Consider the following 21056-nt stretch of genomic DNA (forward strand, 5'->3'; position numbering starts at 1 on the left):
TGGCGGCAGCGCCCGCAAATGGCTGCCGGCATTTTCCTGCAAGCTAGGCGCAGGCGACGAGGGCCGGCCCCTTCACGCGTGGATAGTCGTAAGCATTGACCTTGGAGGTACTGTAACCGGCACCAACAAGAGCTTCGGCAAGCTTGATCGCAGCCGTGACGCCATCGATGACGGGCACGCCGGTGGCGTCCCGCAGGCGGTCGCAGAGCGATGACATGCCGGCGCAGCCTAGAATGATCGCCTCCGCCGCATCCTCACGCTTGGCGGCCTCGATTTCGCGGCGAAGCAGTGCCTCCGCAACCTCCGGATCCTCTTCAAGCCCGAGAACCGGCAGGTCGATCGCGCGGACCTTTCTGCAATGGCGCTGGGCGCCATAATCTTCCACCAGATCTTCGATGATCGGTATGGACCTTGGCAGCGTCGTGATGATCGAGAAACGCCGGCTGATCGTCATCGCCACCTGCACAGCCGCCTGGCAGATGCCGATGACCGGCCCCTGCGCCACTTCGCGCGCGGCATGAAGTCCCGGATCGTCAAAACAGGCGATCACATAGGCATCCACGCCCTGCCCCTCACCCTTGCGGATTTCCGCCAGAAGCCCGGGAACGGCCATCGCCTCATCCGCCTGCCCTTCGATGCTGACGGGGGTATCGACAGGATTTGCCGCAGAGACGTGGGTCTCCTTCTGCTTGACCCGCAAGGCGCTATCGAGGGCCTGCGCGGTCATGGAGGCGGTGGAATTGGGATTGATCAAACGAATATGCATCGCACGCATCCTGAAAAGCCTTCACTTGCCGTCAGGCGCGGTGAAATCGGTGATTGGTGGCGCCTTCAGAACGAACTGGCGGTCCGAGGTGATGTAGTTGTCGGCGTGAAGCCGGGCGATCGGCTGGTAGCGATCGGCATCGACATACCGCCCCTCTTCATCAAGGCACTCATTGTGCACATGCATATGCACCACTTCGCCTAGGACCAGCGTGCGGCGGGGGTAATCGATCAGCCGCTCCACTCGGCACTCGAAGGCGCACGGTGATTGCGCCGCATAACTCGCGTCGATCTTGTTGCAGGGCATGGCCGTAAGTTTGGCCATCGACATTTCGTCAACTTCATTGTCAAAGCCGAGACCGCAGATGAGCATCTGCTCCGACAGCGCCATATCCACCATATTGACGACGAACTCGCCAGTGCGTCGGATATTCACCATCGTATCCTTTTCCTCGCCGCTCAGCTTCGGCTGAATGCCGAGAACGACGATGGGCGGATCATGCGAAAAGACGTTGAAGAAGCTCATCGGTGCTGCATTGTTATGGCCCGCTTCCGAACGGGTCGTCACAAGCGCGATCGGTCGCGGACCGATAAAATTCGTCAGAAGGCGGTAGCGGCTCTGGGGCTCAAGCGCGCTGAAATCGAATTCCATGATCGGCATCCTAATTTAGTATACAATTATCTTTCATATTGTTGACAATGTTGCAACCAAAATCCCGTTGATACGGTTGACTTTTTCATTCACATCACGCTTCTCTAAGGCGATTGGGGAGTATGTCGAATGAGCGAGCAGGCCGGCCCGTCCACGCAGCAGATTGTCGAGAAAGTATGGCTTTCGATTGCCGAGCGCCGGTTGCGTCCGGGCGTGCAGCTGAAAGAAGAGCAACTGGCGACAATTTTTGGCGTCAGCCGCGCACGAATCCGCCAGGCCTTGTCCGTTCTCGAGCGTGACGGGCTCGTCACCATCGTTCCCAATCGCGGCGCTTTCGTCTCCAAACCTTCGGTCGAGGAAGCCCGCGATGTCTTCTTCGTGCGTCGTACGGTCGAGCAATGCGTCGTCGAAAGACTGTGCAAGTCCGCCACCAAAACCGATCTGAAAAAGCTGCGCGACCATGTGGCCAAGGAGCGCGTTGCCAATACCAGGAACGTCACGACCGATATCATCAAGCTTTCCGGCGGGTTCCACCTTCTGCTGGCGGAAACGCTCGGTTCTGATTTCCTCTTTACCACCATGCGCGACCTCATTTCCCGCTCGTCGCTGATTACCGCCGTTTACCGTAACACGGATCGCTTCAATTGCGGCCCGGACGAACATGCCGAAATCGTCGATGCGATTGCCAACAACGATCCGTCGCGGGCCATCCACCTGATGACCCACCACCTCGAGCATGTGGAAGCGGAACTCGATCTCAGCGAAATCCGCGACCTTTCCCACGACCTTCGCGCCGCGCTCGGCTGATCCCCCTCTCAGGCGCGCTGTCGTTCGCCCGCCCATTGCGTATCATCTTCAACCAGATGACAGGCGACACGCGTGCCGTTGGCGAGGCTTTTCACCTTCGGCACCTCTGTCGAACATTGCGCCGTCGCCAGCGGGCAGCGGGGATGAAACGCGCATCCCGAAGGGGGCTTCAAGGGGCTCGGCACTTCACCCGCAACAATCTCCCGGTCCCGCTGCGGCGTCTTGATATTGGGGATCGTCTGGAGAAGCAGCCGGGTATAGGGATGACGCGGATTGGCGAAAAGCTCTTCGGTATCGCCCTCCTCCACGATCCGCCCGAGATACATGACCGCAATGCGGTCCGACATGTGGCGGACAACACTCATGTCGTGGCTGATGAAGAGATAGGTAAGGCCGAGCTCGTCCTGCAACCGGCGCATCAAGTTCAGCACCTGCGCCTGCACCGACACATCGAGTGCCGATGTCGGCTCGTCGCAGACGAGGAATTCCGGCTCGCTCGCCAATGCGCGGGCAATGGAGATGCGCTGGCGTTGGCCGCCGGAAAATTCATGCGGAAATTTTTCGCCATCCGAGGCTGAAAGGCCCACGGTCTTGAGAAGCTCCTCCACGCGCTCCATCGTCTCCGCCTTCGTCGCGCGCAGCTTCAGTTCGCGGATCGGTTCGGCGATGATGTTCTTCACCCGCCAGCGCGGATTGAGCGAGGCATAGGGATCCTGAAAGATCATCTGAGCTGACAGCGGTTTGCCCTTGCCACCTGCCGCGAAACGAAACTCGCCGGCGCTTGGTCGGAAAAGTCCTGTCACGAGTCGGGCGACGGTCGATTTGCCGCAGCCGCTTTCACCGACGATGCTGAGACAGCCGCCGGCCGGAACGGCGAAATCGATATCGTTGACAGCCTGCACGAACTGCCGGGGTTTGCGCTCGATGATACGATTGAGCAGCGGGGCCGAAACGTCGAAGGTTTTCGTCAGGCCTTTCACCGTCAAGGCCGGCTTATGGGATGTTGATTGTGTCATGCTGTGCCTCCTGCGTTCAGCCAGCATGCACTGGCGCCGTTGCCGACGGTTTCGAGTTCAGGTCTGTCCCGCAGACAGCGAGGCCCCGCAAAACCACAGCGGGGATTAAACGCGCATCCGGGCGGGATCGCATCGAGACGCGGCATCGCCCCGTCAATCTGGTTAAGCCGCTCCACCCGCGCGCCAAGCGACGGGATGGAAGCCATCAGGCCCTGCGTATAGGGGTGGCGCGGTTCGTGCAGCACCTGCTCGACCGGCCCCACCTCGATCAGCCGGCCGGCATAAAGCACGGCGACACGGTCGGCGGCCTCGGCGATGACACCCATATCGTGGGTGACGAGCATGACCGCCGTCTGCTTTTCCTTGCACAGCCGCCGCAGCAGGGAAATGATCTGCGCCTGTATCGAGACGTCGAGTGCGGTCGTCGGCTCATCGGCGATGATGAGCTTCGGCGAGGCAGAAAGGGCCAGCGCAATCACGACACGCTGGCGCATGCCGCCGGAAAACTGGTGCGGATAATGATCGATACGATCCGCAGGCGACGGAATGCCGACATCCCTAAGCAACTGAATGGCGCGTGCACGCGCATCCGCCTTCGACAGCGGCAGGTGCTGGCGGATTGTCTCGACAAGCTGGGCACCGACCGTGAAGAGCGGATTGAGCGAGGTCAGCGGGTCCTGAAAGATCGCCCCGATCTCACGACCGCGAATGCTTTCCATCGCCCGGTCATCGAGTTGATCGATACGGCGCGACCCGAGCCAGATTTCGCCCTCGGCAATGCGGCCGGGCTTTTCGAGCAGGCCCTGTATGGCAAGGCCCGTCATGGACTTACCGGCACCGGATTCACCGACGACACCCAGAATTTCACCGGGCCGGATCGAAAGACTGATATCGGACAGCGCAGTAACGGTGCCGCGACGACCGGGAAACTCGACCTTGAGATTGCGGACATCGATAACCGATTGGTTCATTTCAACCATGTGGGGCGACCTCCACCGGATAGCTCGGAGGGAAGATTTCGGAGACGGGCGGATTGGCCCAGCTCCGTTCGGGATATTTGGCAATCAGGCGGTCGAACTGCGCCTGCGCCTGTTCACGGGCACGCTGCATGTCGATATGCGCGACCTGTCTTTCGCGCATGGAAAGACGGCCATCGACAAAAACGGCCCTTGTGACCTTGCCTGAGCCACCGGTCACAAGCGTCGTGATCGGATCGACGCTCGGTGCCATGACGGCATCGTCGAGATCGAAGACAGCGATGTCAGCCCTTGCGCCGCTTGAAAGATGACCGAGATCGGGCCGCCCTAGTGCACGCGCACCGCCGAGCGTCGCCGCATCGAAGAGATCGGCGCAGCGGATCTGGTCCGGAGCACCGTCATTGATGCGACAGGTGATCAGACCGACGAGCAGGTTCATCAACATGTCCGCCGGCGCCGTATCCGTTCCCATCGCGATGTTGATGCCGCGTTTGCGGCAGGAGGAGAAGGATGAGAGCGTGCTGCCGCCACGGCTCGAAACCAGCGGACAGTGGACGATCGACACGCCGTTCTCCGCATAAAGCGCCAGATCTTCCTCCGTGGCATTGGTGGCGTGCGGCGCGATCAGCCTTTCGCTGAGGAGCCCGGCTTTGGCGAGCCAGACCGGCGCGGTCGAACCGTGAAGCTTGCGAACCGTATCGACCTCCATGACGCCCTGCGCCATATGAAGACGGAACTTGCAGCCCAGTTCGCGGGCGGCCGCGTCGGTACGCTCTAAGAGTGCCAGGGTAGAGGTTTCCACCCGATCCGGTGCAAGCATGCCCCGCACCAGATCGCCGTGTCTTCCACTCTGTTTTTCGATGAAGGCGACCGCATCATTCAGGCCCTGAAAACCGCGCTCTTCATCAAAGACCGGCACCATGCGGCCCGGCTCTTCCAGCACCATGCCGCCGGAGCGGAAGGCGGGGCTGAGATAAACACGAAGGCCAAGTTCACCGGCTGCATCGGCGGCCGCCTCGAATTCCGCCACGGTCTCCCCCCACGCGCGATAAAACAGCGATGCGATTGGCGCCGCGGTGGTGATGCCGTTGAGGAGCAACTGGCCGAAGGCGAAGCGCTTCTGGAAGGCAAGCTCTTCCGGAGAATACATTTCGTAAGGACCGGCTTCGACATAGGAGCGCGGCCAGACACGGCCCTTGGCCCAGCCCGGATGATGATCGATGCCGAGGATCGTCGTATCGAGATCGGAGAGTGCATCGAGATCGATCAGACCGGGACTGACGAGAGCATTGCCGAAATCGATACGCCGGGCGACCTCGCCCGGAAATCCGTGTCCGACAAAGAGAATTTCGCCATTCTCGAAGACAACCTCACCGTTTTTGAGCAGCCGGTGCGATCCGTCTTTATGCCCGACAACCCAGCTGGCTGTCAGCAAGGTGCGGCCTTCCGGCATTTCGCCGAGTCGCAGGGAGTTGAGAACATCGCTCATCACGGCGCCTCCACGATCGCTTTGCCGTTTCTGGCGGTCACACGGCCGCCTTTGACCACCAGCGGCCGCGGCGCGATATCGACAACGGCATGCGCCAGCGTTTCGCCAGTCAACAGGGTAAAGTCGGCAGCACAGCCGATCTCCATGCCATAATCTTCGAGGCCCATGACATCGGCGCCACCCTTGGAAACGACGTGCAGCACATGCGCAAGTTCAACATCCGAGCGCAGGCCGTTTTTCATGCCGATGATCTTGGCCCGATCCAGCATGTCCGGCTGTCCCCAAGGACCCCATGTATCGCGGATACCATCGCAGCCGCCGCCAACGCTCACGCCCGCTTCCTTGAGGCGCATGATCGACGGCACGCTTGCCGATGGCGCACCCGTGGTCAGGATGGCAACATCGAGCCGCGCGATCTCGTCGATCAGCCTGCCGACGCGCAGATAGTCATTCATGCCGAGTGCAAAGGCATGGCTGATGGCGACATTGCCCTGCATGCCGTTTGCCCGAATACGCTCGAAGATCAGCTCCATGGTGAAGGCGCCGAGGTCGGCGGCTTCGTGCAGATGGATATCGATCGGGACGCCGTGTTTAGTTGCCAGTTGAAAAAGAATGTCCAGCTGGCCCTTCGGATCGCGGTCGATGCCGCAGGGATCGATGCCGCCAAGTACCTCGCAACCCTGCTTGAGGGCTTCATCCAGAAGTTCCACCGTGCCGGGCATGACCATGACGCCGGATTGAGGGAAGGCGACGACCTCGATGTCGATGATGCCTTTGAGCTTCTCGCGTGTTTCCCAGATGCCTTCGACCAGTTTCAACCCGTGGGTCGGGTCGATATCGACGTGGCTGCGAATATGGGTGCCGCCATTGGCCGCGAGCCCGATGGCATGGCGCATGGACTGGCGATGCGGATCGATGCCGATCTGAACGCGGTTTTCCCGCTCGAAATCGATCCGCTCGCGCAGGATGGCGGCACGGTTGTTGACGTGCCAGGGCATGCCCCAGGTGGTCTTGTCCAGATGCGTGTGCGCATCAATGAGACCGGGAACGGCGATTGAACCCTTTCCATCCTCGACCGGGAGGCCGGGTTCGGCGTCGAACTTTCCGAAACCGGTTATCTTGCCGTTCCTGATCATGATGTCGCAGGCTTCGCCCGCCATGGGCCGTACGTTGCGCAGAAGAAGATCGTGCATGGAACTCACCTCAGTTTCGGATTGAGCGCATCGCGCAGCCAGTCACCCAGAAGGTTGACGGTGACGACGAGCAGGCAGAGTTGGAAAACCGGGAACAGCACGATCCACCAGGAGCCGGAGAACAGGAACTGGTTGCCGATGCGGATCAATGTCCCGAGCGACGGCTGGCTGGGCGGCATACCGATGCCGAGGAAGGACAGAGTTGCTTCCGTGAGGATCGCCATGCCGAAATTGAGTGTGGCGGCGACCATGATCGGCGTCAGCGTATTGGGCAGGATATGCGCCGCCATGATGCGGCGGGCGGGCACGCCGATCAGCTTTGCCGCCTGCACATAGTCCTTGCCGGTTTCCACGATCGCCTGGGCGCGCACCGTGCGCGCATATTGCACCCAGGCGGAAAGCGCGATGGCGAGAATGAGGACGGCGGATGCCCCCACCTCCCGCAGGCTGTCGGGCAGCATCTGCCGCACGACGGTGGAAACGAGGATCGCGACGAGAATGGTCGGAATAGACAGCGTGATATCGCCGATGCGCATCAGCAGGCCATCGGCAAAACCGCCGAAATAACCGGCAATCAGACCTGCCGTCATGCCGATGACCAGCGAGAGCGCCACGGAGGCGACACCGATGACGATGGAGATACGTGTGCCATAGAGAATGGCGGACAGCATGTCGCGTCCCTGCGTATCCGTTCCCAGCAGAAACGGCCACTCGCCGCCCTCCTGCCAGATCGGCGGCAGCTCGGCCTTCCACATGTCGAGCGATGCGCCATCATAAGGGTTCTGGGGCGCGATCCAAGGCGCGAATATGGCCGCGAGGATCAATATTGCGAGGACGAGCGCGCTGATCTTGGCCGATTTGCTACGGCTGAACGACCAATAAAGATCGCTGTCACGCATGCGGCTGAAAAGCGACCGGCGGGCGGGTTTTTCCGTTTGTGAGAGGTCTGTCATGAAACCGGCTCCCTTCGGTTAGCGCGCGGTGCGCAGACGCGGATCGATCACCGCATAGGCGATATCGACGAACGTGTTGAGGACAACGAAGATGAACGAGATAATGCAGAGATAGGCCGCCATGACGGGAATATCGAGGAAGGTGACTGCCTGAATGAACAGCATGCCCATGCCCGGCCACTGAAACACCGTTTCCGTGATAAGCGCGAAGGCGATGAGCGAGCCGACATTCATCGTCGTCAGGGTCACCACCGGCATCAGACAGTTGCGCAGCGCATGACGGAAATAGATCCGCCAGCGCGGTATGCCGCGGGCCCGCGCAAATTTCACGAAATCAGACCGCAGAACTTCAAGCATCTCCGCCCGCACCAGACGCATGACCAGCGTGATCTGGTACAGCGAAAGAGCAATGGCCGGAAGAATGAGGGCCGCGCGTCCGGATGACGTCAAGAGCCCCGTCGACCACCAGCCGAGCTGGACGACATCGCCGCGGCCAAAGGCGGGCGCCCAGCCGAGGGAAACAGAAAAGACCAGAATGAGAAGAATGCCGACAACGAAGCTTGGCAGGGAAACGCCGACGATCGACAGGAATTGCAGACCTTCCGTATACCATTTCCCGCGCCGGATCGCCGTCAAAACCCCAAGAGGCAGGCCGACGACCAGCGATATGACAGTGGCAACCAGCACCAGCTCAAGCGTTGCGGGAAACCTTTCCGCGATCAGCGGCAGCACCTGCTGGCCATTGCGGTAGGAAACACCGAAATTGCCCTGTGCCGCATCTTTGACAAATCGCAGATATTGCGTCGGCAGGCTGTCATTGAGACCGAGCCGCTCACGCAGTGCAGCGCGGTCCTCCTGCGAGGTCTGTTCGCCGACCATCAGCTCGACGGGATCACCCGCCAGCCGAAAAATGAGAAAGGCGATAAGCGCGACGGAAAGCATGACCAGCACGGCATTTCCCAGACGCTTGATGATGAAAACCAGCATTGTTACCTCTCGGACGCGAGCCTGAGCCATGCAGGCTTTCAGGTTCGATCATTCTCTTCCAGAGACGGGCCATGGGTTAAGCGGCATGCAAGAACCGCGAAACCATTGCGACTTTGTCGACAATTTCTGACGCAGACCATCGCGCTGTCAGACGGGATGCCTGCTGAAAACAACCGAGGCGCTCGGTCGGTTGACCGGCGCCTCACCTGCAATCCTTCTTATTTGTCGAGCTGGGTCAGCCAATGACGCGGCTTGTTATCGGCACGGAAGTCGACGCTCTTGACCTTGGCCAGCATCGCCCAGGCAATGGGTTGCTGATGCAACGGCACGAGCATGGTCTCGTCCTTGGCGATCTTCAGCGCGGCTTCTTCAAGCGCCAGACGCTTCGTATTGTCCTGCTCCTGCGCTGCCTGCGCGACAAGCTTGTCAATTTCCGGGTTGGACCAGCCGCCATAATTGGAGACGCCCATCGCACCCTTGCGGGTAGAGAGGATCTGCGACAGCATCGAGAAAGCGTCCAGCGTTGGCTCGTTCGCCCAGCTAAGGTTGAAAACGTCAGCCTTGCCACCATTGCGCTTGGGAGACTGTACCGAACGCGGTGCGATGTCGATGGTCGGCTGGAAACCGCCGCGCTTCAGCATGTTGGCAACGCCCGAGCAGATATCCTCTTCGTTGACGCTCTCATCATTCATGCAGGTATAGGTGAAGGCGAGGTTCTTCATGCCGGCATCGGCAAGCAGCTTCTGCGCCTTGGCCGGATCGGCGGGTTCAAAGGTATCGAGCGACTTGGCATAACCCGCGATTTCCGGGGCAATCAGCGAGCCAGACGGTCTTGCGAGACCACGCATGACTTTCTTGTTGATCAGGTCACGATCCACGGATGCTTCAAAGGCCTGGCGGACACGCAGATCGTTGAAGGGGTTCGGCTTGCCGTCTTCCAGCTTTTCGCGGCGGTTGAAGCCGATGAAAAGCGTGCGAAGCTCGGTGCGCTTCTTGACCGAGATATTGGGCGAAGATTCAAGGCGCGGCAAATCCTGGATCGGGGCGGAATCGATGAGGTCGATTTCACCTGATAGCAGTGCCGCGACGCGTGTTGCCGCGGATGCGATCGGCACGAATTCGATGCGGTCGAGATTGTGTTTTTTCTGGTCCCACCAGCCTTCATTGGCCACGAGAACTGTCTTGCTGTCGGGAACGCGGCTTTCCAGCTTGAAGGGGCCGGTGCCGTTGGTGTGCATGGTGGTGTAGCCATCAACCTTCGACGCGAAGTCGGTAGGCTTCTCGCTGTTGTTATCTTTCAGCCACTTGGCATTAAAGATGAAGATGTTGGTGATGTCGTTGAGGAAAAGCGACGTCGGAGCACTGACCTCCAGATCGACGGTGTAATCATCCACCTTTTTGACGCCAGCAAAAACAGGAATATTGCCGCGCAGTGGCGATGTCGCGTCCGAAGCTCGTGTAAAGGACGCCACGACATCGTCGGCGGTGAAATCTGAACCATCATGGAATTTCACACCCTTGCGCAGGGTGAAGCGCCACGCTTTTCCGTCGATAAGTTTCCACTCGGTGGCAAGTGCCGGCTCAATCTGGAAGTCCGGTCCGTAGCGAACGAGGCCCTCGTAAATATGGTTCAGAAAAGCGAGGTTGGACGTGGATGGCACCGAATACGGGTCCAGCGAATAGAGATCGGCGCGGCCGCCCCAGCGGAGAGTCTCCGCATGGGCAGGAACGGCAATGGCGGCGGCGGCCATGGCCGCCAGGACAAAACTTCTGATACGGGACATTTGATCCCCCCTTTTTATAAATCGTTGGAAGACCGGCAGGCGGTCCGGTCGGGCAAAGGGAGTATTGTTTCGCTCAAGCTTATTGTCAATAATATTGTTGACAATTATCGTACTCAAAATTGTAAGTTTTTGGATACGAGTTCAAAAGAGGGAGGACGGAATATGACAGGCTTTCTGCTGCTGCACGGGACGATCGTCACCGTGGACAAGGAGCGGCGCATTATTGAAGACGGCGCACTGGCTATCAAGGGCGACAGGATTGTCGACATCGGCACCGTGGATGAACTGGAACCCCGCCATCGTGACAAGGAGGTCATCGACTGCAGGGGAAAGCTGATCATCCCCGGCCTGATCGATGCCCATGGCCACGCAGGCCACGCGCTTCTTCGCAGCATCGCGGCGGACACCAATGCGATGTGGATGAAAATCATCACCCCGACCTATTATCACTACGTGACCCGCGACTACTGGTATGCCGACGGACTGATTTCCGGCATTGAACGATTGCGCGCCGGGGTGACGACCGGGGCGAGCATCATCACCTCAATGCCGCGCGCAGATGATCCCGTCTTCGCCATCAATCATGCCCGCGCCTATAATGAACTCGGGCTGCGCGAAATCATCTGCGTCGGACCGTCGGGCCTGCCCTGGCCCCATCCGGTCACGCGATGGGAAAGCGGCCTGCCCGAACGTCGCGACGTGAGCTTCGACGAGATGATGGACGGCAGTGAAGCGGTGATCGAGGCATTGCATGGAAGCGCCGATGGCCGCATCAGCGTTTTCCTGACGCCTTTCACCATCGTACCGTCCGTCGAGCCGTCCAATGCATCGACGCCTGATCAGGCGGTGAAACTGACCAAGGGCGACAGGATGCAGGCCCGCCGGATACGCGAGATGGCGCGCAAGACCGGGGTCAGGCTTCATTCCGACGCCTTTGCCGGACAGATCCGCATGGCGTTTCAGGACAAGGAAAATGCTCTGCTCGGCCCTGACATTCACCTTCAGCATTGCTGGGGCATCTCCCATGACGAGATCGACATACTGGCCGAGACCGGCACCCGCGTGACCCACGCACCACCGGGCCGCGCAACGCCCATCATGGAAATGATGTCGAAAGGCATTCGCGTCGCCATCACCACCGACGGTGCTGCCCCGAGCCGCCATTTTGACATGCTACAGACAGCGCGTCTGGCACAATTCACGCAGCATCTCCTGCACAATCACGACCGCTACCTGCTACCACCCGGCAAAATATTTGAAATGATTACGATCGACGCGGCCTACGCCATCGGCATGGAAAACGAGATCGGTTCGCTCGAAATCGGCAAGAAGGCTGACGTCGTCATCATAGATATGCGCAAGCCACATCTGATGCCGATGTGGATGCCGGTGCATCGTCTGGTGCATCAGGTTCTCGGCAGCGATGTCGATACCGTCTTTGTGGACGGTAAGTTGCTGATGGAAAATGGACGCGTGCTGACATCAGATGTTGATGCCGCCATCACCTTTGGCCAGGAGGAAGCTGTGGCGCTGGCCGAACGGGCCGGCCTGAAAGCACATATGCACGATCCCGGCTGGGGCCGCCTGCTGCGCACATTCGACGAACCGGTGCACCTTCCCCGTCCCCCGGCGGATGCGAGCTACCGCACGACCGACCATGAGCCCGGTCAAGATCACTAAATTAAGAGGCGGCGGCGAGCCCCTTCCCAAATTCTTGTCACGACAAAAACTCCCCGGCCTGGAGTGGTCCGGGGAGCAAACCTGACATCATGTCAGGAACTTTGACTGGAGCTAGTCACTCACCCGTTGGAAAACGGGGTGGATCTGAGTTGTCTAACCCGGTTTATGCTTTTTATGCGGATAATTAGAACGAACGCTGCAGACGAACGAAACCGGTCCAGCTGTCGCCACCGCCGTTAACACCCTTCGTGCCGTCTACGTCCTGATAGTAAACGGATGCGAGGGTAGAAAGACCTGACGTGATCTTGTAGCCAGCAGCTACGCCAGCGCGCCATGCATCACGGTCGCCCGTGAACTTGCCGTCCGTACCGATATCCAGCGTACCGAAGTACTGGAAGCCGGGGGTGATGGTCAGCTTCTCGGTTGCCTTGATGGAGTATTCCGCGGCAACCGTCCACTCGGATTCTTCATAGTAGGCGTTTGCACCCGAAGCCCATGCGCCGGCGAGACCGAACGTGCCCGGACCGAGGTCAGCGGTCAGGATGGCGCGGATGGCGCCGTTCTCGGCGTTGGTGTCGTAACCGCCGAGAATGTTTGCCTTAACGCCACCGACCTTAGCGCCAATGATCGCGCTGATGCCGACGTTATTATCCGTGGCAATCTTTCCGTTTGCAGTCGTCCAGTTTGCCTGGGCTACACCGAGGTTGTTCGTCTTGTTGGTGGCTGTGTAGCCGGTGCCATCGACGTCATTGCCGGCGATAATGCCTTCCAGCTCCTCAACAGCAACACCAACATAGAACGAGCCAGCATCGTAGGTGTAACGGATGGCGTTCAGACGGGTCTTGTTGGAGCTGAGCTGGTCATACTCGCCAGCGAGACCATCATCCCACCAGTTGTAGTAAAAACCGACCTTGAGGCCGCTAAGTTCGATAAAGGCCTGATCGACGACAACGCCGCGGCTGCTGTCCTGGTCGGCATCGCCACGGAAGCCGATGTAACCGCGCAGAGCGCCAAGATCGGTGTCAGTGCGAGTGTCGATGTTGAACTGGGCGCGCGTGAAGCTGTCCCAATCGGAGTCGCCAGCTTTGCGGCGGCTAAAATCGGTCTGGAAACGGACGTAACCGTCGAACTTGAGGCAGGTTTCGGTGCCGGGAATGTAGAAGAAGCCGGTGCCGAAAGCGTCGCAAACGCGAACGTATTCCAGGGGCTCAGGCTCAGCAGCGACGATGGCGTCAGCGGCCTGTGCGCCGGATACTGCTGCGAGAGCAGCAGCGGAGCCGATCAGAAGGCTCTTGATGTTCATTTGTAATCTCCAGTCAAAAATTTTTCAACAAATGCGCAAATTTGAGGGCTGGTCTTTCCCTGCCGCCCGCTTCCCTGCGCTGATTGAGCAAATGACAGAAACCACTGCGGAGTCGCAATTCAAATCGAGCAAATTGAAATACAATATAAGTACACTTTCGGATTAAGTAGTAAAATTACAACAAATTCACAGTTTAAAATATAGTAATTTTGTGTTTTATTTCGAAATAAATTTATTTATTACTAAGGTTTAATTTTATAAATGAATATATTATTACATTAAGAAACATGGGTGCGCGCCTCACGCAATCCTGAATGGGGCCGAGAATACACATACATGCGAGATGAGGCGGCGAAGACTTTCGTTGCGAAGCCCGGAGCGAGAAAGGAAAGCGCGCGGCAATAAGACAGCGCGTTGCAGCGGACATGGCGGCATGCCCGCCTCTCCGGCAAGTCTGCTAAAGGTGGGGGCTTATGGCCCGTCGCTGGAGAGGCCGGTGGGGAATGTCGTCGTGTTCCCCAGCATCGCCTCGATCGCATCCGCAGGAAGAGGACGGCTGAAATAATAGCCTTGACCGTAAGGACAGCCGGCCGTGCGCAGGAACGCCGCCTGCTCGGCGGTTTCCACACCTTCGGCAATGACATCGATGCCAAGCGATCCGGCAAGCTGGATCATGATCGTGACGATGGCGCTGTCCTTGGTTTTTTCCGGCAGGTGGGTCAGGAACGACCGGTCTATCTTCATGCAGGACAGTGGGAATGTCTTGAGCATGCCGAGACAGGAATAACCGATTCCGAAATCATCCAGCGCCAGGCTGACGCCCATCTGTTTTATGGCGCGCATGATCCGCACCGATGTCTCGACATCCTGAATGATCAGCGTCTCGGTGATCTCGATTTCCAGCAGGGAGGGCGCAAGGCCGGTTTCCTTCAGCACCGACCTGATCTGCTGCACCAACCCGCCCTGAAACTGGCGTGGCGAGATATTGACCGCCATCTTGACGGGCGAGAGGCCGGCGGCAACCCATGCCTGCGCCTGGCGACAGGCCTTTTTGAGGATGTTTGCCCCCAGTTCCACGATCAGGCCGGTTTCTTCCGCAAGTCCGATGAATTCCGCAGGGCCGAGCAGACCCTCCGCAGGATGCTGCCAGCGCACCAGCGCCTCCACGCCGCTGATCCGGCCGCTTGCAAGATCGACCTGCGGCTGGAAATGCAGGACGAATTCGTCCCTTTCGACGGCTTTGCGCAACTCCTCGATCCGGGTGAATTTCTTCCTCAGATCATCCGCCATGTTCGGCGTGAAGGTGGCGATGCTGTCGCGTCCGTTATGCTTGGCCTCATACATGGCGAGATCGGCCGCCGCGACGATTTCCGCCGTGGTTTCCCCGTGTTCCGGGAAAAAGGCCATGCCGATGCTGCAGGTAACCTTGATATCGTAGTTGCCGATGCGCAATGGCTGCGAGACTGCAGCCCGGATGCGCTGCAGACGGTTTTCGACATCATCCTTGCGCTCTTCGAGAATAATGACGAACTCGTCGCCACCGACCCTCAGAACAAGATCGTTTTGCCTGAGGCTCGCCGCAATGCGCTCGGCGGTTTTCGACAGCAGCGCATCGCCGATGCTGTGGCCGAGCGTATCGTTGATCTGCTTGAAATTGTCGAGATCGAGGAAACCGATACCGACCCTTCTGTTCACCTTTACCGCCGCCGCCAATATCTCCGGCAGCCGGGTATCGAGGAAACGGCGGTTGGGCAGCCGGGTCAGCATGTCATGATCCGCCAGAAAGGCGATGTGTTCCGCTGCCCTTTTGCGGTCTATCGCCAGACCCGCCATGCGCGCCGCAGCGCCGATAAATTCCACCAGCGCTTCATCCGGCTTGCGGCCGGCAAGCTTGCACCAGACGAAACCATGCGCCTGGCCCTCACTGGCGGGAATATCGAAACTGAAGGCCGTATCCTCCGCCGCATGGGCGAGACTTGCGGGATCGCTGACATTGGAAATCAGCGCGATCAACCCTGCCTGCTGCGCAAGGGCGGGTGACACATAAACGGATGGCTCCCCCACCGCCGCCTCGAACACCCGCACGGCGCAGGCAAGGCCGGTGGCCAGATTTTCGATCGCCTTGACGAATTCCTCGAGGAAATCCTCGATACGAGCCGCCGCCACAATCATTTCCAAAATATGCGCCTGCGCCTGAAGCAATCGCTCAGAGGCCTTTTTCTGGGTGATGTCGCGCGAGGCACCCACGACGCCGATGATCTTGCCGGACTTGTCCTTCAACGGCACACGCGACATCATCAGCCAGCGGTCGATATCGCCCCGCATGGCGCGTTCCTCGTAACCGAGATCCGGTTCACCGGTACGCATCACCCGCGCTTCGGTATCGGGAATGCCGGCGCGCCGCGCCGCTTCGCCATGAATATCGTAATCGGTGAGACCGATCAGCTCCTCGACGCTTTCAAAGCCGTTTTCGGTGACGATGGCGCGGTTGGCAAAAAGAAAGCGCCCTTCCAGATCCTTGGCATAGATGAAATCCGGCACATGGTCGATCATCGCTTCCAGAAGCGTGTGCCGGCCGGAGGGATTGGCATTTTCGCCCATTGCTGGAGAGGCAGATGACGTTATGTCGCGCTTTTTTCGCGACATCCGGTTCTCTTCGGGTGTCTTCGGGCCTTTGGAACGCACCTCTCCGCCTCATCACTTTATAAGGAAGCGGAATAGTAGAATTATACATATTATATAATGATGAACGGCGAATAGAGATTGCGGGGAATACTGCTTTTACCATCGATGAGCAGCGACAGGATGAAACGACACGGCGCGACAAAAGCCGCGCCGTTTGATGGTCGATAGGGAAAGAGGGCTTACACCACCGGGGTCGGCAGCTCCTTGCCCGCGAAATGCGCGTCGAGATTCGCAAGAACCAGATCGGCCATAGCGCGCCGCGTCTGGTGCGTGCCGCTGCCGACGTGTGGGGCGAGCGTGACGGTATCGAAAGCAAATAGCGCTTCCGGCACTCGAGGCTCGTCCTCGAAGACATCCAGCGCCGCGCCACCGATCGTGCCCTTCGAAAGCGCCTCAACCAGCGCCTTTTCATCCACCAGTGAACCGCGCGCCACGTTGACGAGCACACCCTGCGGTCCCAGCGCCTTCAGCACATCCGCATTGACGATATGGCGCGTTTCTGCGGTGGCGGCGGCAGCGATGATCAACACATCACAATTGGCGGCCAGCATCTCGATGCTGTCATAATAATCATAAGCGACATCGCGGCGGTTTCTGGCGGTGTAGGAAATGCGCGCGTCAAAACCTTCGAGCCGCTTTGCAATTGCCTGACCGATGCGGCCAAGGCCGAAAATGCCGTAGCGGCGGCCGGCCACACGGGTTGAAAGCCCCATATCGCCCTTCAGCCATCGCCCGGTGCGCACATGCTGGTCCGCCTGCGGCAGCTTGCGCGCCTGCGCCAGAACCAGACCAAGCGCGAGATCGGCAACATCGGCCGTCAATACGTCAGGCGTATTGGAGACGCGGAAACCGCGCCGCTTGGCTTCCGCCAAGTCGACCTTGTCGAAACCGACGCCGTTGATGGCGACGATTTCAAGATTGGGGAGTGCCGCGCCAACATCCGCCGGCAGACCGATATGGCCGCCGGTGACGACGCCGCGGATTGCAGCACCCTTTTCAGCAAGGAATGCTGCCTTGTCTGCGGCCTCGAACAGGCGATGCACGGTAAAGCGCTGCGCAAGTTCTTCTTCCAGCGCCGGGATAAGCGGGCACAGTTGCACGATTTCAGTGGTCATGGATCTTCCTTTATGCCGGTGAGCTACTTCACATCGGCCTTGACGAATTGCCGGAGTTCCGGCGTTTGCGGATTGGCGAAGAGTTCGGACGAGCGGCCCTGCTCCCAGATCTTGCCCTTGTGCATAAAGATGGTTTCGGTCGCCACGCGGCGCGCAAAGGCCATTTCGTGGGTCACGAGGATCATGGTCATGCCGCCCTTGGCGAGGTTTTCCATGACGGTCAACACTTCCTCGGTCAGTTCCGGGTCAAGCGCCGAGGTCACCTCGTCGAACAGCATCACCTTCGGCCGCATGGCGAGCGAGCGGGCAATCGCCACGCGCTGCTGCTGGCCGCCGGACAGCTGGTCAGGATAGGAATCGAATTTCTCCGACAGGCCGACGAGTTGCAGAACCTCGCGGGCGATATCCCTGGTTTCCGATTTCGCCACGTCCTTGACGATGCGCGGCGCGAGCATGATGTTCTCACCGACCGTCAGATGCGGGAAAAGATTGTAGCTCTGAAAGACGATGCCGACGTCGGTGCGCAGCTTGCGCAGCGCCTTGGCATCTTCGCCGATCGCATGACCGGCGATTTCGATGCGGCCCGAATTGATCTTCTCCAACCCGTTCATGCAGCGCAGCAGCGTGCTCTTGCCCGAACCCGAGCGGCCGATGAGGGCAAAGACTTCACCGCGACCGACCGTCAGCGACACGCCTTTGAGGACTTCCAGAGCGCCAAAGCTCTTGTGAACGTTTTCAACGATTACTTCCGGCATGAAGCCTCCTTTCCAGCCAACGCGACAGCTGGGACAACGGGTAGCAGACGATGAAATAAAGCACGGCCACCGCGACAAAGACGCGGAACGGCTGGAACGTGGCATTGTTGATGAGCTGCCCCGCTCTTGCCAGTTCGACGAAACCGATGATCGATGCGATGGACGTATTCTTGACGACCTGAACGGCAAAACCGACGGTCGGCGGCAGGGAAATGCGGATCGCCTGCGGCAGGATGACGTAACGATATTGCTGGGCGCGGGTGAGCGCCAGCGATTCCGACGCTTCCCATTGCTGCTTCGGCACCGCCTGGATGCAGCCACGCCAGATTTCGGCGAGATAACCTGACGTATAGATCGTCATTGACGCGCCGGCGGCGATCAGCGGCGGCAGTTCCAGTCCGGCAAGGCTGAGGCCGTAATAGGACAGGAAGAGGATCATCAGCACCGGAATGCCCTGGATCACCTGGATATAGGTACCGGCGGCAATGCGCAGCAGCTTGCTATCCGACGTGCGGGCCAGCGCGATGAAGAAGCCGACGATGCCGCCGCCGATAAGCGCAATGATCGTCAGAAGCACGGTCCATTGCAGGGCGGTGAGCAGGAAGCCGAATTCGTTCCAGCCGAAAGTTCTAAGGGTCATGACTGCACCTCCGGCAAAGCGGTCATCGTCTTGCGGGCCACACGGCGGCCAAACAGCCACATGCCGACAAGGGCAAGGATGAGCCGCAGGCTGAGCGCCAGTGCAAGATAGATTAGCGTGACGACGATATAGACCTCGAAGGAGCGATAGGTCTGCGATTCCACGAAGGCAGCGGCGGCCGCAAGCTCATGGGTGGAAATGGCCGAACATATGCTCGATGCCAGCATCATCAGCACGAACTGGCTGCACAGCGACGGATAGACCTTGGCAATGGCAGGCACGATGATGACGTGGCGATAGATCTGATATCTGGTGAACCCAAGAGCCTCGCCCGCCTCGATCTGCGACTTGTGCACCGCCTCGATGCCGGCGCGGATGATTTCCGTCGAATAGGCGGCAAGGTTGATCGTCATGCCGATCAGCGCCGCCGTATCCGCACCGACGCGAAAGCCGAGGCCCGGAAGGCCGAAATAGACGATGAAAAGCTGCACCAGAAACGGCGTGTTGCGGATCACTTCGACATAAGCATCCACGATGATGCGAACGACGCCTCCATTAATGGAGCGTAGCGAAGCGAGAAGAATGCCGAAAGCGCAGCCGAGCACGATGGAGAGGACCGACAGCTTGATCGTCAGCCATATGCCGTTCAGAATTTCATTCTGATATTGGGCGAGCGCGCCGAATTGAAAAGTATAGGACATGCGTCACTCCGTTGACATTTCCCGGCCCGCCGGAAATTTTCCTCCGGCGGGCGCGTTGAAAGGCTCAATCAGAAGCTTGGCAATTGCGGCAGCGGACGACCGGTCCACTTCACCGAGATGCGGTCAAGATCGCCCGACATCTTCATGAGGTAGATGGAGGTGTTGAGCCACTGGCGCAGCTCGAAATCCTCAATCTTCGTCGCCATGGAATTGCCCTGCTGGAAGAAAGTGAAACCAACCTGCAGACCGGCTTCCGGACGCTGCTTGATGATCGCTTCGCCAACCGTGGACGGCAGCGCCACGGCATCCACCTGACCGGCAAGCAATGCCTGGGCGCTGGTGGAATCGTCTTCGTAAACGACGATTTCGAGACCTTCGACATTGGCCTTGCGTAGCGCGGTTTCCTGCGAGGAGCCGCGATTGACCGAAACGCGCTTGCCCTTGAGGCTGTCGAGATTTTCGAACTTCTGGTCCTTGCCGGAGATGATGTCCATGTTGAAGGCGCTGTAAGGCTGCGTGAACATGACGGTCTTGGCGCGCTCGCCGGTTGGCGCAAGCGTTGCAACGAGGAAATCGACCTTGCCTGTCTGAAGTGCGGGGATGCGCGCAGGCGGCGTCAGCGGCACCAGCTCAACCGGCAGCGACAGGTAAGAACCGATGAGGTTGGCAACATCCACGTCATAACCGGAAGGATTGCCCTTCTCGTCCACCATGCCCATCGGCGGAGCGCCGGTCAGAACACCGATCTTAACCTTGCCGCGCGCCGTGATCTCGCTGAGCGACACGGCATGGGCGGACGTGGTCGCGGCAAGCGAAGCTGCGGCAACACCGACGGCAACGGTCATGTTTTTCAGAAATCTTGAAATGCTCATGGTTTCTCCTCCAACCCAAATAATGGCTGCCCGAAGCGGAACAGCGGCCTTGCGCAAAGCGAAAAATGTTCTCGATAACATTTCACCGCGATTGACTAAAAACTCCTCCCAAGAAACCGCGAAAGCTCAAAACCACGTGAATTTTCCTTAAAATTCAACAATTTCGGCTGGTTATCGATTTTCCTCTTGTCGACACCGTTTCACGTTCTTGGCAGGATCAATAATGCATGTTATCGGTATCATTGCAAGTCTGATCTACAGAACTGTTGCATCGGGCATTCATTCGGGAGGAAACCATGTACACACGCTCGGCAATTTTCGAAGGCAGGATACACCCCGGCCGGGAGGAGGAGTTTTTCCGTATCGTCGAGGAGAAATTGCTGCCGGTCTGGAAACGTATGCCGAATGCGCAGGCCGTGCGGGTGATGCGAACCGAGCGCACCGACCCGGATGCCGCCTCGATCATCATGGTGCAGGAAATCGACTATCCTTCGATGGAAGCGGTGGAGGAAGCACTGGCCTCGCCAGTCCGGCTGGAAGGCCGGGTGCTGACGGACGAGATGATGAGCATGTGCGACGGACGTTTTTACCATCTGGTCTATAGCCGCGTCGCATGAATCCGGTGCACGCCGCACTGATCTCAAATCATACGGCGTGCTTTCCCCTGATATCTTCGTGTATG

General features: G+C 59.0%; 19 protein-coding genes. 3 read left to right on the top strand and 16 right to left on the bottom strand.

What is annotated here, in order from left to right; translation table 11 throughout:
* Positions 1–43: 43 nt before the first annotated feature.
* Together CFBP5499_RS15595 and CFBP5499_RS15600 are read right to left on the bottom strand one after the other, a co-directional pair.
* Entirely contained in the window at positions 44–766 is a 723-nt protein-coding gene (locus tag CFBP5499_RS15595) for an aspartate/glutamate racemase family protein (protein ID WP_080830249.1), read from the bottom strand.
* Between the two features lie 21 nt (positions 767–787).
* Positions 788–1417, bottom strand: a complete 630-nt coding sequence (locus CFBP5499_RS15600) for a flavin reductase family protein (protein WP_080830248.1) — start codon at positions 1415–1417, stop codon at positions 788–790.
* A 129-nt stretch (positions 1418–1546) separates the two neighbouring features.
* Here CFBP5499_RS15600 and CFBP5499_RS15605 point away from each other — a divergent pair, with 129 nt between their 5' ends.
* Positions 1547–2224, top strand: a complete 678-nt coding sequence (locus tag CFBP5499_RS15605) for a GntR family transcriptional regulator (protein WP_080829972.1) — start codon at positions 1547–1549, stop codon at positions 2222–2224.
* A gap of 8 nt (positions 2225–2232) precedes the next feature.
* Here the strand turns inward: CFBP5499_RS15605 and CFBP5499_RS15610 are convergent, their stop codons facing one another.
* The 7 genes from CFBP5499_RS15610 to CFBP5499_RS15640 all read right to left on the bottom strand — a co-directional run bounded on the left by CFBP5499_RS15610 (position 2233) and on the right by CFBP5499_RS15640 (position 10623).
* Positions 2233–3240, bottom strand: coding sequence for an ABC transporter ATP-binding protein (locus CFBP5499_RS15610; protein ID WP_080829971.1), 1008 nt, complete (start codon positions 3238–3240; stop codon positions 2233–2235).
* The gene (locus CFBP5499_RS15615; RefSeq protein ID WP_130932565.1) at positions 3237–4220 is read right to left on the bottom strand and encodes an ABC transporter ATP-binding protein; all 984 of its coding nucleotides are present in this window, start codon (positions 4218–4220) and stop codon (positions 3237–3239) included. Before CFBP5499_RS15615 ends, CFBP5499_RS15610 begins: the two co-directional genes overlap by 4 nt.
* Entirely contained in the window at positions 4213–5706 is a 1494-nt protein-coding gene (locus CFBP5499_RS15620; RefSeq protein ID WP_080829970.1) for an amidohydrolase family protein, read from the bottom strand. Before CFBP5499_RS15620 ends, CFBP5499_RS15615 begins: the two co-directional genes overlap by 8 nt.
* Complete coding sequence (locus CFBP5499_RS15625; RefSeq protein ID WP_080829969.1) at positions 5706–6899, bottom strand: amidohydrolase family protein; 1194 nt, start codon at positions 6897–6899, stop codon at positions 5706–5708. Before CFBP5499_RS15625 ends, CFBP5499_RS15620 begins: the two co-directional genes overlap by 1 nt.
* A gap of 5 nt (positions 6900–6904) precedes the next feature.
* Positions 6905–7852 (bottom strand): ABC transporter permease, encoded by a 948-nt coding sequence (locus CFBP5499_RS15630; RefSeq protein ID WP_080829968.1) that lies wholly within the window; start codon positions 7850–7852, stop codon positions 6905–6907.
* Between the two features lie 18 nt (positions 7853–7870).
* Positions 7871–8839: an ABC transporter permease gene (locus tag CFBP5499_RS15635; RefSeq protein ID WP_006311327.1), complete on the bottom strand. Its 969-nt coding sequence runs from the start codon at positions 8837–8839 to the stop codon at positions 7871–7873.
* A 218-nt stretch (positions 8840–9057) separates the two neighbouring features.
* Positions 9058–10623, bottom strand: coding sequence for an ABC transporter substrate-binding protein (locus CFBP5499_RS15640; protein WP_080829967.1), 1566 nt, complete (start codon positions 10621–10623; stop codon positions 9058–9060).
* 162 nt (positions 10624–10785) lie between these two features.
* Here CFBP5499_RS15640 and CFBP5499_RS15645 point away from each other — a divergent pair, with 162 nt between their 5' ends.
* Complete coding sequence (locus CFBP5499_RS15645) at positions 10786–12303, top strand: amidohydrolase family protein (RefSeq protein ID WP_080829966.1); 1518 nt, start codon at positions 10786–10788, stop codon at positions 12301–12303.
* A gap of 184 nt (positions 12304–12487) precedes the next feature.
* Here the strand turns inward: CFBP5499_RS15645 and CFBP5499_RS15650 are convergent, their stop codons facing one another.
* The 7 genes from CFBP5499_RS15650 to CFBP5499_RS15680 form a co-directional block, all read right to left on the bottom strand.
* A complete protein-coding gene (locus tag CFBP5499_RS15650) occupies positions 12488–13606 on the bottom strand; it encodes a porin (protein ID WP_080829965.1) in 1119 nt (372 codons plus the stop codon).
* Between the two features lie 471 nt (positions 13607–14077).
* On the bottom strand, positions 14078–16252 hold the full coding sequence (locus tag CFBP5499_RS15655; protein WP_080829964.1) for a putative bifunctional diguanylate cyclase/phosphodiesterase: 2175 nt from the start codon (positions 16250–16252) through the stop codon (positions 14078–14080).
* Positions 16253–16470: 218 nt separating this feature from the next.
* On the bottom strand, positions 16471–17406 hold the full coding sequence (locus CFBP5499_RS15660) for a 2-hydroxyacid dehydrogenase (protein WP_080829963.1): 936 nt from the start codon (positions 17404–17406) through the stop codon (positions 16471–16473).
* A 23-nt stretch (positions 17407–17429) separates the two neighbouring features.
* Positions 17430–18161 (bottom strand): amino acid ABC transporter ATP-binding protein, encoded by a 732-nt coding sequence (locus tag CFBP5499_RS15665; protein ID WP_065116843.1) that lies wholly within the window; start codon positions 18159–18161, stop codon positions 17430–17432.
* The gene (locus tag CFBP5499_RS15670; RefSeq protein ID WP_080829962.1) at positions 18142–18801 is read right to left on the bottom strand and encodes an amino acid ABC transporter permease; all 660 of its coding nucleotides are present in this window, start codon (positions 18799–18801) and stop codon (positions 18142–18144) included. Before CFBP5499_RS15670 ends, CFBP5499_RS15665 begins: the two co-directional genes overlap by 20 nt.
* The gene (locus tag CFBP5499_RS15675; RefSeq protein ID WP_080829961.1) at positions 18798–19502 is read right to left on the bottom strand and encodes an amino acid ABC transporter permease; all 705 of its coding nucleotides are present in this window, start codon (positions 19500–19502) and stop codon (positions 18798–18800) included. The genes CFBP5499_RS15670 and CFBP5499_RS15675 overlap by 4 nt, the downstream gene beginning before the upstream one ends.
* A 68-nt stretch (positions 19503–19570) precedes the next feature.
* Entirely contained in the window at positions 19571–20374 is an 804-nt protein-coding gene (locus CFBP5499_RS15680; RefSeq protein WP_080829960.1) for a transporter substrate-binding domain-containing protein, read from the bottom strand.
* 296 nt (positions 20375–20670) lie between these two features.
* Here CFBP5499_RS15680 and CFBP5499_RS15685 point away from each other — a divergent pair, with 296 nt between their 5' ends.
* Positions 20671–20991: a hypothetical protein gene (locus CFBP5499_RS15685; RefSeq protein WP_080829959.1), complete on the top strand. Its 321-nt coding sequence runs from the start codon at positions 20671–20673 to the stop codon at positions 20989–20991.
* Positions 20992–21056 lie beyond the last annotated feature (65 nt).

The sequence above is a fragment of the Agrobacterium tumefaciens genome (assembly GCF_005221325.1).
Taxonomy (GTDB): Bacteria; Pseudomonadota; Alphaproteobacteria; order Rhizobiales; family Rhizobiaceae; genus Agrobacterium.